This is a genomic window from Salipaludibacillus sp. HK11 (assembly GCF_047795645.1).
GTDB lineage: Bacteria > Bacillota > Bacilli > Bacillales > Salisediminibacteriaceae > Salipaludibacillus.
Genome location: NZ_CP181045.1, coordinates 3456057 through 3471375 on the forward strand (window position 1 = coordinate 3456057; position 15319 = coordinate 3471375).

At 41.8% G+C, this 15319-nt stretch carries 15 protein-coding genes and 1 riboswitch; of the genes, 1 reads left to right on the plus strand and 14 read right to left on the minus strand.

The genetic code is table 11. From position 1 onward, the window contains the following. Positions 1-114 precede the first annotated feature (114 nt). The 8 genes from atpA to ACM26V_RS16200 form a co-directional block, all read right to left on the minus strand. Entirely contained in the window at positions 115-1614 is a 1500-nt protein-coding gene (atpA, locus tag ACM26V_RS16165; RefSeq protein ID WP_416147759.1) for a F0F1 ATP synthase subunit alpha, read from the minus strand. An 11-nt stretch (positions 1615-1625) separates the two neighbouring features. Further along, on the minus strand, positions 1626-2180 hold the full coding sequence (locus tag ACM26V_RS16170; protein WP_416147760.1) for a F0F1 ATP synthase subunit delta: 555 nt from the start codon (positions 2178-2180) through the stop codon (positions 1626-1628). Continuing rightward, entirely contained in the window at positions 2177-2674 is a 498-nt protein-coding gene (atpF, locus tag ACM26V_RS16175) for a F0F1 ATP synthase subunit B (RefSeq protein WP_416147761.1), read from the minus strand. Before atpF ends, ACM26V_RS16170 begins: the two co-directional genes overlap by 4 nt. A gap of 135 nt (positions 2675-2809) precedes the next feature. Beyond that, positions 2810-3031, minus strand: a complete 222-nt coding sequence (atpE, locus tag ACM26V_RS16180) for a F0F1 ATP synthase subunit C (RefSeq protein ID WP_416147762.1) — start codon at positions 3029-3031, stop codon at positions 2810-2812. A 150-nt stretch (positions 3032-3181) separates the two neighbouring features. Continuing rightward, positions 3182-3904, minus strand: coding sequence for a F0F1 ATP synthase subunit A (gene atpB / locus ACM26V_RS16185; RefSeq protein WP_416147763.1), 723 nt, complete (start codon positions 3902-3904; stop codon positions 3182-3184). A gap of 107 nt (positions 3905-4011) precedes the next feature. Beyond that, positions 4012-4392 carry an ATP synthase subunit I gene (locus ACM26V_RS16190; protein ID WP_416147764.1) on the minus strand — a complete coding sequence of 127 codons (381 nt, stop codon included), beginning with the start codon at positions 4390-4392 and terminating at the stop codon, positions 4012-4014. After that, a complete protein-coding gene (locus tag ACM26V_RS16195) occupies positions 4389-4622 on the minus strand; it encodes an AtpZ/AtpI family protein (protein WP_416147765.1) in 234 nt (77 codons plus the stop codon). The genes ACM26V_RS16190 and ACM26V_RS16195 overlap by 4 nt, the downstream gene beginning before the upstream one ends. A gap of 448 nt (positions 4623-5070) precedes the next feature. After that, entirely contained in the window at positions 5071-7446 is a 2376-nt protein-coding gene (locus ACM26V_RS16200) for a S8 family serine peptidase (RefSeq protein WP_416147766.1), read from the minus strand. 352 nt (positions 7447-7798) lie between these two features. On the opposite strand from ACM26V_RS16200, the gene ACM26V_RS16205 reads away from it, so the two are divergent. Then, the gene (locus tag ACM26V_RS16205; RefSeq protein ID WP_416147767.1) at positions 7799-8476 is read left to right on the plus strand and encodes a Crp/Fnr family transcriptional regulator; all 678 of its coding nucleotides are present in this window, start codon (positions 7799-7801) and stop codon (positions 8474-8476) included. A gap of 39 nt (positions 8477-8515) precedes the next feature. On the opposite strand, the gene ACM26V_RS16210 is transcribed toward ACM26V_RS16205, so the two are convergent. The 6 genes from ACM26V_RS16210 to ACM26V_RS16235 all read right to left on the minus strand — a co-directional run bounded on the left by ACM26V_RS16210 (position 8516) and on the right by ACM26V_RS16235 (position 15213). After that, positions 8516-8692, minus strand: a complete 177-nt coding sequence (locus tag ACM26V_RS16210) for an anti-repressor SinI family protein (RefSeq protein ID WP_416147768.1) — start codon at positions 8690-8692, stop codon at positions 8516-8518. A gap of 33 nt (positions 8693-8725) precedes the next feature. Next, positions 8726-8827: riboswitch (cyclic di-GMP riboswitch) on the minus strand. Positions 8828-9109: 282 nt separating this feature from the next. Then, entirely contained in the window at positions 9110-9739 is a 630-nt protein-coding gene (upp, locus tag ACM26V_RS16215; RefSeq protein ID WP_416147769.1) for a uracil phosphoribosyltransferase, read from the minus strand. A gap of 271 nt (positions 9740-10010) precedes the next feature. Next, a complete protein-coding gene (glyA, locus tag ACM26V_RS16220) occupies positions 10011-11276 on the minus strand; it encodes a serine hydroxymethyltransferase (protein ID WP_416147770.1) in 1266 nt (421 codons plus the stop codon). A gap of 2182 nt (positions 11277-13458) precedes the next feature. Further along, positions 13459-14022: a TIGR01440 family protein gene (locus ACM26V_RS16225; RefSeq protein WP_416147771.1), complete on the minus strand. Its 564-nt coding sequence runs from the start codon at positions 14020-14022 to the stop codon at positions 13459-13461. A 54-nt stretch (positions 14023-14076) separates the two neighbouring features. Beyond that, positions 14077-14514 (minus strand): ribose 5-phosphate isomerase B, encoded by a 438-nt coding sequence (gene rpiB / locus ACM26V_RS16230; protein WP_416147772.1) that lies wholly within the window; start codon positions 14512-14514, stop codon positions 14077-14079. Positions 14515-14547: 33 nt separating this feature from the next. Continuing rightward, positions 14548-15213, minus strand: coding sequence for a low molecular weight protein arginine phosphatase (locus ACM26V_RS16235; protein WP_416147773.1), 666 nt, complete (start codon positions 15211-15213; stop codon positions 14548-14550). Between the last annotated feature and the right edge of the window lie 106 nt (positions 15214-15319).

Consider the following 15319-nt stretch of genomic DNA (forward strand, 5'->3'; position numbering starts at 1 on the left):
CGCAAGCACTTCGGTAACGTTTCGGCGAGGATGTTGACTCTTTTGTTGAATCTCGATTCTCGCCTTCGTTATCATTGCTAGCCGTTTATCCTCTTTTTAGTCGGTTCTTTATTTTTATTGGAATGTTTTCTTGAATTCTTCGATCGCGTTCTTCATATCAGCTTCATCAGCTAGTGTTCCAGTGTCTTTGATTTGCGCCAGGAGCTCTTTTCGATTGTGATCTAAGAATGTGTACATTTCCAATTCAAAGCGACGAATATCGTCTACTTCCACATCATCTAAGAGGCCTTTTGTTAAGGCAAAAAGGATGAATACTTGTTTTTCGACTGTAAGTGGTTGGTTAAGGCCTTGCTTTAATACTTCAACCGTTCGCGCACCACGGTTTAACTTCGCCTGCGTCGAAGCATCAAGGTCTGAACCGAACTGCGTGAAGGCTTCCAGTTCTCGATAAGAAGCTAGATCGAGACGAAGTGTCCCGGCAACTTTCTTCATCGCTTTGATCTGGGCTGAACCACCAACACGTGATACGGATAAACCTGCGTCAATCGCTGGTCGAACACCTGAGAAGAACAGGTTGGACTGAAGGAAAATCTGTCCGTCTGTAATCGATATGACGTTGGTTGGAATATAAGCTCCTAAGTCACCTGCTTGCGTTTCGATAAATGGAAGGGCGGTTAATGAACCAGCGCCTTTCGCATCACTAAGCTTCGCTGCGCGTTCTAATAGACGCGAGTGAAGGTAGAATACATCCCCTGGGAAAGCTTCCCGGCCTGGAGGACGACGAAGTAATAAGGAAAGTTCACGATATGCTGTTGCTTGCTTCGTTAAGTCATCATAAATGACAAGCACGTGCTTGCCGTTATACATGAATTCCTCACCCATTGTTACCCCTGCATATGGTGCAAGGAAAAGAAGTGGTGCGGGCTGTGAAGCACTTGCTGTTACAACAATCGTGTAATCAAGCGCGCCGTGCTGACGAAGTGTATCAACAACACCTGCTACCGTTGATTCTTTTTGTCCGATAGCGACATAAATACAAATCATATCTTCTTTCTTCTGGTTAATAATTGTATCGATTGCGATCGATGTTTTACCAGTTTGACGGTCACCGATGATCAACTCACGCTGACCACGACCGATTGGAATCAACGAGTCAATCGCTTTGATACCTGTTTGCAGTGGTTCGTGTACCGATTTACGGTCCATAACACCTGGTGCTCCACCTTCAATTGGACGAGTCTTATTTGTTTTAGTTGGACCCAATCCATCGAGCGGTTGACCTAGTGGATTAACAACGCGTCCAAGAAGTTCTTCGCCTACAGGAACTTCCATGATTCGTCCTGTTCGACGAACTTCGTCTCCTTCGCGAATATCTCTAAATGGTCCGAGAATGATAATACCAACTGTGTTTTCTTCTAAGTTTTGTGCCATTCCCATGACACCGTTTGAAAATTCTAGTAGCTCGCCGGCCATGGCGTTTTCTAGGCCGTGAGCCACGGCGATCCCGTCCCCGACACGGATGACGGTCCCTACATCGTTAACCTCAATTTCAGATTGATAGCCTTCGATCTGCTTTTTTAACAGCGAGCTAATTTCATCTGCTCTGATGCTCATTTCGTTCACCCCTATCTACTAACGTTCCCGTGTATCATGCGCGTTTTAATACGTGCAAGTTGGTTTGAGACACTTCCATCATAAACGGTATCTCCAATTTGAACTTTGAGTCCACCGATGATTTCTTTATCTACGATATTAGTAATATTTAACTTTCTTTTACCTGCTCGGATAGCAAAAACTCCGGCAATTGTCTCTTGTTCTTGTTCACTTAACGGTTTCGCTGATTGTACTGTTGCTTCAGCGATGCCTTGTGCTTGATTTGCGAGTTGCTTATAGTTATCCACAATTGGATGTAGTACATCAATTCTTTTATTTTCAATGAGCAATAGCAAAAGATGTAACACATGTGTACTGACTTTCTCTGAAAAAGCTTCCGTTAGGATGTTCTTCTTCTGAGTGTCCGTAATGTTTGGATGTCTAAACCCTTCGTCAAGAAGGTTCGTATCCTCAAATACTTGTGATACAACTTCAAGGTCTTCTAACGTCTCTACGAGAGTTCCTTGCTGTTCGGCAAGGTCAAACATCGCATAGGCGTAACGGTAACCTACTGGGTGTCTCCTCATAGGTTTCCGCCCACTTCTCTAAGTGTCTCTTGAATGAGTCTCTCTTGCTCTTTCTCATCGAGCTCTTTCTCGATGACCTTCGATGCGACAAGTACAGACAAGGTCGAAACTTGTTCACGAAGGGCAGAGATGGCTTGTTCTTTCTCTGTATTAATTTCAGATATAGCTGCTTGTTTCATGCGTTCTGCTTCGTTTCTAGCATCTTTTAATACATCTTTCGCTTGTTGATCGCTCATTATTTTTGAATTTTCGACAATTTCTTTTGCTTCTTGGCGGGCAGCTTGGATCGCCTCCCGTTGTTCTGCTAAGTATTTCTCAGCGTCTTTACGGTTCTTTTCCGCGGAAGCAATTTGATCGGCCACGTGGTTTTCACGCTTTTCCATCATGTCCATAATTGGACCGAATGCAAACTTTTTCAAAAGAAATAGCAAAAATAGAAATGCTACGAGTTGATAAGCGGCATTGATCCATTCAATTTCATTGACATCAAACAACGATTTCGCCTCCTTTTTTCTCAGTCACTCCTATTAAAAGGAGTGGCGAAGATTGTTTGGATAACCTTCTTCGCCACTTTTCTTGAGCGTTGCTTAGCCTAAGTGGCTGACTAACGCTTTTCTTAAAAAATTGTTTTACATGTTACCCATGAGGATAAAGGCAATAACGATGGCGAAGATTGGAAGCGCCTCAACCAATGGTACACCAATGAACATGATTGTTTGAAGTGGACCGCGAATTTCCGGTTGACGTGTAATCCCTTGAAGTGTTGCTTTGACAACGATTGCCACCCCGAAAGCTCCTGAGATAGCTGCTACACCTGCTACAATTGCGACTGCAATAGCGATAGTACCCATAATAAAAATCCTCCTATTTTGATAATATATTTTTTTTATAAAATAAATCACTCTTTACTTATGTTTATGTAAAAGAGTTCTTATTCAAGAAATTGTGTCTTGCTTTGGTTGATTAATAGTTACTTATTTTTTACAAATTCAACCTCAATTTTAGTGATCTTCGCTTACTTTATGCGACATGTAAACCATTGTCAGCATACAGAAGATAAACGCTTGTAATGACCCGATAAACACGCTGAATGCCTGGAAAACAACGAGTGGAAAAAACATAGCAAATCCCCAAACCACGCTAGATGCACCAAGACCGACAATCATCAACATCAGTACTTCTTTTGCAAAAATGTTGGCGTAAAGACGCATTCCGAGTGTCAGTGTGTTTGAGAAATCTTCAATAATTTTGAATGGTGCCATGAACACAGCCGGACGGAAATAATCTTTCCCGTATTCTTTCGGCCCCTTTAATTTCAACCCATAAATATGAGTCAGCACAATGACAAAGGCTGCTAACGAGATCGTCAATACAGGATTTGATGTAGGTGAATTCCACCAAACATAGTGTTCTTCTGTGGCAAGTTCAAAAGGAACACCCATCATGTTTGATACGAAAACATAGAGAATTAATGTAATCCCGAGCATGACAAAGTTCTTGCCTTGCTTCCAATCCATCGTACTGCTGATAATGTTCTTGACGAATTGAGTGAGCCACTCTAACATGTTTTGCGCACCTGTCGGATACATCTGAATCTTCCTAGACATGAAAAAGGCAATAAAGAAGACAATTGTCATCGCAACAGTGACCAAGATCAAGTTAGGAACATTCACCGTTAACCACGGAACCCCAAACAGATCAAATTTTAAAAACTTACTATCCAATCCTTTTCACCTCTTTTCTCTAATTGCAAGGAGCGTACATGCTGTTTTTTAAGTTGGTGCATGAATATTACCTTAGCTACCACTTTTAAAACAGGCAGTTTTCCCTCTCACTCTTCTTCTGCAAATGCTTTAATCTGGAGAATAGGATCTATCAAGAGGATGATATACGTTACTGCTAAACCGATGATCACTCCTGTTAGATTCAAGTAGTGAGGAAATTGCTGAGCTACGATAATCGCTGTCACCACAGCGGCCATTCGCCCTAGCGTTCCAACTGAAAACCGATATTTCCTGTCTTGCATTGACTTCCCAATACGCTTCACCTGAAAGTATGTACTTAACAATATAACTAAACTAAAGCTTGTCCCAAAGGCCATTCCTAAGAAAAATGTCGATTCAGTCGCAAACAAAGCTACGACCACCATCAAAACGATGATAATCGATGTGTAAAGGGAATAACGCTTAATTAAGACGCGAATGTCATTCATGATCGATCGTCTCCCATAAATTGCTGAATTGCTTTGACAATACCGTAAGTTGCGGTCGTTAAACCGACAAGCATCCCTATAACAAGGTATAGTCCGTCACCATTCAGCTGATTATCCAACCATCTCCCACCAAAAATGCCCAATAAAATCGAGCCAACAAAGTAAGAGCTGATCGTCGTCATGAGTGCGAAGGCTTTCATTAAATGACGATTCTTGGAAGGTTCAGACATCGTTCCCCACCTAGTCTGTTGAAGCTACGTTCAACATTTTTTAATATGGTAGACATCCTTTGTAATCGTACAACAGGCGTGGTTCTGTGTCAATATATCACTGTGTTGTAGAAACTATTTGTAAACGGATTCCTCATTTGATAAAACGTTTGCAGATCCGCAATTTAAAATCTACAATTTATTTGTCAGAAAATCTACAAATAGTGACTTTTCGCACGTTTACTATTATACATAATTTTTGCTCTCGTGTGTTGTGAAATTCCTAGAAAATATATTTTTTTAATGTTTCAATGATTTACATAAGGTTTTTGTTGTTTTTAAAAACAAGACCAATTCATAGAATTTTTTTTTAGAAAGGTACTAGGGTTAGCGGCACTCAATTTAATAGGCTCCTTCCATTCCGCTACCCCCTAAAAACTTAGACACTTTGCTCTCGGTCACGCACTAGTCATTCACCAAGATAGAGCATTTGTTCGACGGTGTCTTCTTGATCTCCTTTTTTGGCAAATATTAATGCTTTGTAGATTCCAGGTGGCACTTCTTCGACGATGAGGTCTTTTTCAAACATGCCACGGTGGACCTCTTCTTCGACATCTAAATAGGAAATGAATTGAAATGTATCAGGATCATAGAGGGCAATTCCTAGTTCATCGGCACCTCCTGGCAAATACACTTCATAATGATACTGATTTTTCTCCGTTTCATTTTCAAACATAAACGACATCAACCTTGGATAATTAGGTTCTTCGACAAAAAATAAATATGGGATTTCTGTCACATCATCTCCGCTTTTTACCGAGATACGGTCGTGGTAGATTCCTGCTTCAAAAACGGAAGGAAATACATCGATGCTAACCTCTACTTCTTTTTTTTCACCTGGCTCGATCCAAACGGAGAAAGGAACTTTCCACTGAATCCCGTCTGGTACCTCAAAGGGTGGTTCGATCGTATATTTTTTTCGTTCGTCCGAGAGGTTTTCAATCGTCAAGGTTACGTCTTTCTGTAATCGACTATCCGTTTTCAACCACTGTCCAAAGCTGAGTTGCGCTGGATATACGAGTGTTTCTGTCGATAATGCCTGATCGAGTTGAATTCTCCCTGTTCCTTGAATGTGTGGTGGATGAGGATTTCCTTCTTCATCAGTCAGCACTTTCGCGGAGTTCATCAGGGCAGCTTTAATTTGTTCAGGTGACCAGTCTGGATATTTTTCGATGAGCAAAGCTGCGGCTCCCGCAACGTGTGGGGATGCCATACTCGTACCGTTCAAGTCCAAATATCCGCTTGGAATCGTGCTGTCAATTTCGACTCCAGGGGCAACGAGATCTGGTTTCACTTCCCACGTATGTGTGACAGGACCACGAGAGCTGAACGGTGCGATGCGATCTTCTTCTTCACGATAAATCGTGCGAATCTGCTCTTGATCATTTTGTTTAATGATATTTGTCAGTCGTTCGCCATCTTCTTTTGGAACGCTGATGACTGGAATATCCAGGGGTTCTTCGAGCATGCCGGCGAATTCGCCGGGCTGATGATTGTATACGATCACCCCTTTCGCCCCATTTGCTAGCGCAATCTTCGCTTTGATTGTAAAACTGATAATCCCTCGTTTCGCCAAAACGATTTTGTCTTTCACGTCGATGTTTTCATAGTCTTCTTCTTTGCCGAGGCCGACGTCTATGATTGGATAGGAGCGTTGAAATTTCCATTTTGTTGCGTTTTGCATTGGTTGAACGACGATTTCTGTTTTGCGGTCGGTGTCGGTAATCAAGTATGGGACTTTCATTGGTGGTGTTGATGCTCCGACTGAAATTGCTTTTGCTGATGTGCCTGGGGAGCCGACTGTCCATAAATTTGGCCCGCTGTTTCCATTCGATGTAACGGCAACTACTCCTTTTTCGACGGCTTGATCAAGTGCTTTGCTCGTTGGCCAATCGGGTCCATTGACTGTGTTGCCGAGTGATAAGTTTATGACGTCAACTTCATCTTCGACGGCTTTCTCGATTGCTTCGATGACTTGTTCGGTTGTGCCCATTCCGTTAGGTCCGAGCGCGCGATAGGCATGAATTTCTGATTCGGGTGCAACGCCTTTTAGTTTTCCGTTAGCTGATATGATTCCGGCGACGTGAGTGCCATGGATGGTCGGGACCCCTTGTTCTTTCTTTGTTTCCATCGGGTCGTCGTCTTGATCGATGACATCAAAGCCTCCGTGATAATTATCTTTTAAATCGGGGTGGGCATAATCAACGCCGGTATCAATGACGGCAACTTTTACACCTTTACCTGTCAAGTTGTCGTCTCCCCTAGTAAATAGGCTGTTCGTGTTCCCTGAAGTTCCGCCGATAAATGGAATGCTTTCATCAACGTAGGGCTGATAGAATGCGACTTTATCGATGCTTGCGACTTCGTCTAGTGCTGCGACTTTGTTGGCTTGTTCTTCGGAAAGTTGTATCGAAAATCCGTTAAAAATGTGCTTGAACATCTTTCTTCGTTCTGCACCTTCTATCGTTTGTTCTACTTTTTTTGCTAGTTTTTTTGGATTGTTTTTTGCTTCAATAATATAAATTGCTGGTTGATCATTTGTCGTACTGATCGGCAGGACGCCATCGTGAATTTCGGGCCGATCGGGAAAGGTGATCGTCTCTTGTTCGTCGTTGTTATTGTTACTGTTGTTGATTTCAATTGATCTCGGATGCTCGAGTCGATCATAGGTGTCATTTTGTGCGCTGCCTATAAGCGGAAATAGTACCGCGGTGAGGCAAAGAATGATTAGCGCTATGAGACTAATTTGTTTATATAGAGAGCGAAGGTTAAAACGTTTGTTCAATATTAAATCCCCTTTCGTCACTTTTCCTGCCCCTCTATCTTTTACTATTTATTGCTCTTTTATCCATTGAAATGAGATTGTAACTGGTTAAGGTGGTGAGTTTTGTTGCGAGGAGTTGCAGAGTGAGTCTTAGGGTGCGGTTGCTGGTTCACAGGAATGTCTGGGGAAACCTTCTTTTAAGGGATTCGAGCGATATCATATCCTGTTAAACTCAACAAGCTCACACTGCTTTTTACAACCATAAAAAGAGGCACCTCTTGAATTTTCCAAATAATATTGGGGAATCGTCTAGGAAATATGGTAAAATAATACTCTGCATTGGGTATTTTGATTTTTTTGAGGAGTTGTGGTTATGGACAAATTAAATCTATTATCTCATTTTAACTTGTTAAGGGAGTTACCTGAAAAAGAACTGATTATGCTAGGAGAGATGAGTAAGGAGATGATTCATCCAAAAAGAACAATTGTCGCCTCTCCGAATACACCAACAAACACTGTTTATCTTCTCAAAAAAGGACAAGTCCGTTTGTACCGAGTAAATCAAGCTGGCAAACAATTTACGCTCGATATTTTCACTGATGGCAATATGTTTGGCTCTATCGGTAAATCATCTCCCGATAGTGATTTCTATTATGTAGAAACGATAGGAGAATGTCATGTTTGTTGCATAAGCAATGAGCAGTTCACCCTCTTTTTAACTAGAAATCCGTCAGTCGCCTTGAAACTACTCGATATCTTAACTGTTCGCTTACAAAATACGTACCAATTAAGTGAAAAAATTGCCTTGGACCCAGTCGAAGATAGATTGCTTTTCATCCTTAACAAATTAACTCATTCGCTAGCTACTTCTGATGACTCTTGGCTGACTGCTTCAGTAAAATTAACTCAAGCTGATTTGGCAACAATGGTTGGCTCATCAAGAGAAACGATTAGTCTAATAGTTAAAAATCTTGAAGAAAACAATGTTATTAGGCGTAAAAATGGTTTTTATCAATTAAACATGAATGAGAAAGTTGCTGATTATCGATAACAAAGTCTTATCATTTTCTTCATTAGCTCATCTGCTTAATTAAGCAGATGAGCTCTTTTGTCGCTTCGTCTGTTCTACAATGCTTCGAGAAAATGCACTTCTTCGATCTTGAAGGAAATTTCTAACTTCCTCTGCCGTCATCCCTTGATTTTTTGCTTTGATCATCAAACTCTGCCACTCTTTGTCCAAATCTGCGTTAATACTTTTTCTAACCATCACCACGCCCCCTTTCCTATAATTCTTTTAAACTAAGGAGGCCTGGCAATCATTGGTGCAAGCTACTCGACTTGGTGCACCTTTAGACCCAAAGCTTTGCGTCTCTGCCTTTCGACAGGTTTGCCTTTTACTAGTAAAAGAAAAATGATTGTGTGCTTTAAATCAAGGATTTCTTATTGACAGATAATCAATCTTTCATTTTATTTTACACAATTTAACTATCAAAAGATGTTAGCTAACTTACATTTTTTGAAATATATGAAAAATCTCAACAATGCGGCAGACATTCCATTTGTACCAACACCACATTCCACTAATTTCTGAATACGCTAAGCTTCAGTCTAACCAAAGAAAGAGAAAAAGCGTCTGCTTTTCCTCTAAGATAACCTATGCTATTAAACGTGATAAGTTCGCCAATTACTTCGTTCCGAACAAGCGGTCTCCAGCGTCACCTAGGCCTGGTACTATGTAGCCGTGGTCGTTTAACTTCTCGTCCAACGCCGCAAGATAAATATCCACATCAGGATGAGCTTTCTCCATCGCTTCAACGCCCTCAGGTGCCGCGACGAGACACATCAATTTAATGTTTTTCCCACCACGCTTTTTCACGACATTGATTGCCTCAATTGCTGAACCACCAGTTGCAAGCATCGGATCAACAACAATCAATTCACGTTCCTCAATATCCTTTGGAAGCTTCACATAATATTCCACCGGCATCAACGTTTCAGGATCGCGGTACAAACCAACATGTCCCACTTTAGCTGCAGGAATTAACCCCATGATGCCATCAACCATACCTAGCCCTGCACGAAGAATCGGAATAATTCCTAATTTTTTACCAGCAATCGTCTGGCAATTCGCCATTGCTACCGGCGTTTCCACCTCAACATTACGAAGCGGAAGCTCTCTCGTGATTTCAAAAGCCATCAACCCAGCAATCTCATTTGTTAATTCGCGAAACTCTTTTGTACCAGTCTCTTTCTTGCGAATATACGTTAACTTATGTTGAATGAGAGGATGATCGAACACATACACTTTACCCATTAAAACCCGCTCCTTTATAGATAGAATCCATTTATTTTTACTAGAAAAACTTGGCTTCTCGCCAAATCCTTCATGGCGAAAGCCTTAGTTTATCTTATACTTTAATCCTTTAACAAAGTTAAACATTCTTAAAGTACAAAAAGATTCATTAATCACTTACACGCTCCTAAGAAATTCTACACAAAACAACAGTTATATTCAAGAGTCAACTTAGAATCCCATCAACAAAAAAGAGCACCTGCCAAAAAACCGACAGCTGCTCATCAATTATTTATTCATCTGCGTAAAGCGGGAAGCGTCCCGTTAACTCAAGAACCGCATCCTTCGCATTATTCAACACATTCTCATCTTCCACATTCTTCAACACAAGGCCAATAATCTTACCGACCTTCTGCAATTCGCTCTCCTTAAAACCACGAGATGTCACAGCAGCCGTACCAATGCGCAAACCACTCGTAACAAAAGGACTTTCTGGGTCAAACGGGATCGTATTTTTGTTCGCAGTAATCCCCACTTTGTCCAACGCTTCCTCGGCGATTTTTCCTGTCAAAGATAATCCTCTCAAATCAAGTAATACTAAATGATTATCCGTTCCTCCAGAGACGAGATCGACGCCTTCCTCTTTCAGAGAGGCGGCAAGTGCTGCGGCATTCATTTTGACTTGCGCAGAATACTTTTTGAAATCGTCTTGTAGTGCTTCACCAAGTGCGACCGCTTTTGAAGCGATCACGTGCATAAGCGGTCCACCTTGAAGGCCTGGGAACATCGCTTTGTCAATTTTCTTTCCATATTCTTCTTTACAAAGAATCATCCCACCACGTGGTCCACGGAGGGTTTTGTGCGTTGTTGTCGTCACAAAATCAGAAAAAGGAACCGGATTTTGATGATCACCTGTTGCAACTAATCCAGCAATGTGAGCCATATCAACCATTAAGTATGCATCAACCTCATCGGCTATTTCACGGAATTTAGCAAAATCAATTTCACGCGGATAGGCACTTGCTCCAGCGACGATCATTTTCGGTTTGTGCTCAATTGCTTTAGCACGCACATCTTCATAATCGAGGAGACCAGTGTCTTTGTTAACACCGTAATCGACGAAGTTGTATTGCTTCCCACTAAAGTTGACTTTACTTCCGTGTGTTAAGTGACCACCGTGCGACAAATTCATGCCGAGCACTGTATCTCCTTGCTCAAGAAAAGCAAAGTAAACTCCCATATTTGCTTGTGCACCCGAATGGGGTTGAACATTTACAAATTCTGCACCAAAAAGTTTTTTGGCTCGATCACGAGCGATATTTTCCACAATGTCTACGTGTTCGCATCCGCCATAGTATCGTTTTCCCGGGTAACCTTCTGCGTATTTGTTCGTTAAGACAGATCCTTGTGCTTCCATGACTGCTTTTGATACAAAGTTTTCCGATGCGATTAATTCTATGTTGTCTTGTTGACGCTTTAACTCATCTTGCATTGCATTAAAAACATCCTTGTCTTGCGCACTTACGTGACTTAAAGCTTGATTGTTTTCTGTTGCCATTAGTCAAAACCCTCCCTGAACTCATTCACGCTAACTTTGTTGATACTTGGTCATACGTGTTCTAGTTTTCAATCTGTTCTTTATTTTATACTGTTCTTCCTCCATTGTAAAAGGGCAAACCACTTGTCAGACGAATGAATTCGTTTTCAATTTGAAAAATGACGAATCTTCGGACTATTATGGCTGTAACATTTCGGCTTTGGCGTTTATCTTTCGCTAAGCAGATACATTTATTTAGTTAGTGCTGTATCTTGCGCCCCTTTCTTTCCAATTCTACTCGCCAAGGGTCACAAGACGCTCCTTCTTGTGACCCTTCCTTTCCTGAATTAGCTCGCATGGGGCACAAGACGCTCCTTCTTGTGACCCTTCCTTTCCTGAATTAGCTCGCATGGGGCACAAGACGCTCCTTCTTGTGACCCTTCCTTTCCTGAATTAGCTCGCATGGGGCACAAGCTGCTTCTTCTTGTGACCCTTCCTTTCCTGAAATAGCTCGCATGGGGCACAAGACGCTCCTTCTTGTGACCCTTCCTTTCCTGAATTAGCTCGCATGGGGCACAAGCTGCTTCTTCTTGTGACCCTTCCTTTCCTGAAATAGCTCGCATGGGGCACAACTCGCTCTCTCTTGTGACCCTTCCTTTCTAGAATTAGCTCGCACGGGTCACAAGACGTTCCTTCTTGTGACCCTTCCTTCCCTGAAATAGCTCGCATTGGGCACAAGCTGCTTCTTCTTGTGACCCTTCCTTTCCTGAAATAGCTCGCATGGGGCACAACTCGCTCTCTCTTGTGACCCTTCCTTTCTAGAATTAGCTCGCACGGGTCACAAGACGCTCCTTCTTGTGACCCTTCCTTTCCTGAATTAGCTCGCATTGGGCACAAGACGCTCCTTCTTGTGACCCTTCCTTTACAGAATTAGCTCACATGGGGCACAAGCTGCTCCTTCTTGTGACCCTTCCTTTCCTGAAATAGCTCGCATGGGTCACAAGCTGCTCCTTCTTGTGACCCTTCCTTTCCTGAAATAGCTCGCATGGGTCACAAGCTGCTCCTTCTTGTGACCCTTCCTTTACAGAATTAGCTCGCATGGGGCACAAGACGCTCCAGCTTGTGACCCTTCCTTTCCTGAATTAGCTCGCATGGGGCACAAGACGCTCCTTCTTGTGACCCTTCCTTTCCTGAATTAGCTCGCATGGGGCACAAGACGCTCCAGCTTGTGACCCTTCCTTTCCTGAAATTAGCTCGCATGGGGCACAACTCGCTCTCTCTTGTGACCCTTCCTTTCCTGAAATAGTTCACATTGGGCACAAGACGCTCCTTCTTGTGACCCTTCCTTTCCTGAATTAGCTCGCATGGGGCACAACTCGCTCTCTCTTGTGACCCTTCCTTTCTAGAATTAGCTCGCATGGGTCACAACTACCTCCGTTCCTTTCCCACTACACCAAAGATTAAATAGTTTCTTCTGGCAATACCCAAACCAAAAAAATCCTCCGTGTTGTGCCTAAGTAGTTCCGACACTGAGGAGAAATTGTGAAATAACAGCTTAATTATCACATTAAAATCGAAAATAATCACACAGATTGCCCAAATTAAGAGTATACGATAGCATGGAGCTATGTATTCTAAAGTAATCTTGGTTAAAAGTAGACTATCGAATTTGGATTAAATCGATAATGATTGTAAGATTCAGTTAATTCACCTATAGGATGGATTTACTGCCAATAAACCTATATTTGTTATCAGATAATGTTTAAAAAGACACATTTTCTTTTCTTTCACATCAAACAAGGTAGGTGATAGTTTGGCGAATAACATAAAGAAATTCCTCTTAGACCCTAATAAGTATTATTGGACAAAACTGATACTAGCGCTATTACTTATTACAATTAATTGGATATTTATTCATCTCTATGGATATGGCAATATTGTCAGCTCTATTATTATTTTAATTTTCATCTTGTATCTCATCTTTTTTATCATTGTATATTTAGCTAAATCAATTAATAAAAAACGAGAGAAAAAATAAATGCAATATTCTTAAATTATGTATAGAAGCATTTCCCACCCAAGTACTAGCCAAAAAAGAGAGCAAATCACTATACGTTTTGCACTCTTTTTGATTGGTTATTTTTATTTTCTCCACCGAAACCGAACCATTTAAAGTTACACTGTGTTTCCTTTTTTATGATTGTTAACACTCACTTAATGTGTAAACGGCTCTCTCGCCGCCAATTAGTTTTGGCCTTGTTCGTGCAAGCGTTAAATGCGCTTCACCGATTTGTTTCACCGACGTGCGAATAGGAACGGCAACTTTTTTCAAATGCATGCCAATAAAGGTGTCACCAATATCGATGCCCGCGTCAGCGGCAATTTCTTCTACGACAACGGGATCCATCATATTTTTGAAAACAAACGATGCCATAGAGCCACCTGCTTTTGGTACAGGAACCGCAGATACGGGAGTTAAGTTGTGCTGCTTTGCAACCTTTCTTTCAAGCACGAGTGCACGATTCAAGTGTTCACAGCATTGAAAAGCGAGTTGTACCTTCGTTTTTTCACGAAAAGCATCTAAAGCAGTCCACAATTCAGTCGCGACTTCGGTTGTTCCGGCGCTACCGATGTGTTTTCCGATCACCTCGCTTGTGCTTGTGCCAATCACGAATAGGTCATCTTCGCCAAGTTGAGCAACTTGCTGAAATTCGTTTAGCGCCTCCGTCAGTTTTGCCGCCAATTGCCCTGTGAATGAGTCATTCATAACAATCCCTCCTCATTAAAGATAGAAAGAAATGAAGGATGAAATCACCCTTCATTAAGCTTCATATTCTGTAATTTTTCCGATACGTCTCGCATGGCGGCCACCTTCAAATTCAGTAGTTAGCCAAACTTTGGTAATTTCTTGCGCAAGCCCTGGCCCGATGATACGTTCCCCCATCGCTAACACGTTCGAATCGTTATGTTCTCTCGTTGCTTTTGCCGAAAAAAGATCATGAACGAGTGCGCAACGAATCCCTTTTACTTTGTTTGCTGAAATCGACATGCCGATGCCTGTCCCACAAATAATGATGCCACGGTCGACTTCTCCGTTAGCAACCATTTCTGCTGCTGGAATTCCGAAATCTGCGTAATCAACGGAATCCGCACAATCACAGCCGACATCTTTGACTTCGTGTCCTAATTCTTTGATGACATTAATAATATCTTCTTTTAAGGCATAACCTGCATGGTCAGACCCAATTGCAATTTTCATTAATAGTTACCTCCATTTTTTCTTAAAGAGTTGTTAGTTAGATTCCTCATTTTGATCTAGTTTCTCAAGAAGTTTTTCAATTGCTGATTCGATTTCCAGGAGCGTTTTTTCATAAATATCTTGATCGTGGCCGAACGGATCTAGGATATCAAATGATGGCAAGTCCCACTCGATGCGGTCAATCGCAGCTTGGTGCGGATGCAGTTGATCTAATAACTGTGCTTCTAAGCTCTCTTGGTTATTAACTTCTTTCTTTTGATTATACTCCTCGACTTTATCTTGATTTGCCGCTAAAAAAGAGGCTCGCTTTAATTCAAGTTGTGCCGTGTGGTCCTTTAAGTCCTCAATTTTCTTGAGTAACTCTGGATCGGTTAACGTATATTCTTTTAGTGTATAGACACGGTCCGCTAATTCAGGAAACTGCTCCAATACAAGCCGTTTATGCGTCTCCGTCATCGTTAAGACGATATCAGACCAACGAATCGACTCCTCGGTAAGAGTCGAGGATTGATGACTTTCAATGATTCCACGTTTCGCAAGCGCCGCTTTTGAACCTTCTGACATTGGTATCCCTTCGATTCCATGAATACCTGCAGAGCGCGCTTCAAAGTTCTCCGTTTGTTTTTTGCTTTCAAATATTGCTTCTGCCATGGGACTACGGCACGTATTTCCTGTACAAACAAAAAGGATTCTCTCCATTTTATTCACTTCCTTCTTTATCTACTTTTTTGCCGTTCCTGTTGTTCTGTTATACGAGCCAGTAAGGACCATCTTCCCATTATTCTATCACAATTAGGGAATTATT

Excerpts from the sequence above, each read along its gene's own strand:
- atpA (WP_416147759.1), bottom strand. The coding sequence starts at position 1,614 with ATGAGCATCAGAGCAGATGAAATTAGCTCGCTGTTAAAAAAGCAGATC.
- ACM26V_RS16170 (WP_416147760.1), bottom strand. The coding sequence starts at position 2,180 with ATGAGGAGACACCCAGTAGGTTACCGTTACGCCTATGCGATGTTTGAC.
- atpE (WP_416147762.1), bottom strand. The coding sequence starts at position 3,031 with ATGGGTACTATCGCTATTGCAGTCGCAATTGTAGCAGGTGTAGCAGCT.
- ACM26V_RS16190 (WP_416147764.1), bottom strand. The coding sequence starts at position 4,392 with ATGAATGACATTCGCGTCTTAATTAAGCGTTATTCCCTTTACACATCG.
- ACM26V_RS16195 (WP_416147765.1), bottom strand. The coding sequence starts at position 4,622 with ATGTCTGAACCTTCCAAGAATCGTCATTTAATGAAAGCCTTCGCACTC.
- ACM26V_RS16205 (WP_416147767.1), top strand. The coding sequence starts at position 7,799 with ATGGACAAATTAAATCTATTATCTCATTTTAACTTGTTAAGGGAGTTA.
- ACM26V_RS16210 (WP_416147768.1), bottom strand. The coding sequence starts at position 8,692 with ATGGTTAGAAAAAGTATTAACGCAGATTTGGACAAAGAGTGGCAGAGT.
- upp (WP_416147769.1), bottom strand. The coding sequence starts at position 9,739 with ATGGGTAAAGTGTATGTGTTCGATCATCCTCTCATTCAACATAAGTTA.
- glyA (WP_416147770.1), bottom strand. The coding sequence starts at position 11,276 with ATGGCAACAGAAAACAATCAAGCTTTAAGTCACGTAAGTGCGCAAGAC.
- ACM26V_RS16225 (WP_416147771.1), bottom strand. The coding sequence starts at position 14,022 with ATGAATGACTCATTCACAGGGCAATTGGCGGCAAAACTGACGGAGGCG.
- rpiB (WP_416147772.1), bottom strand. The coding sequence starts at position 14,514 with ATGAAAATTGCAATTGGGTCTGACCATGCAGGTTATGCCTTAAAAGAA.
- ACM26V_RS16235 (WP_416147773.1), bottom strand. The coding sequence starts at position 15,213 with ATGGAGAGAATCCTTTTTGTTTGTACAGGAAATACGTGCCGTAGTCCC.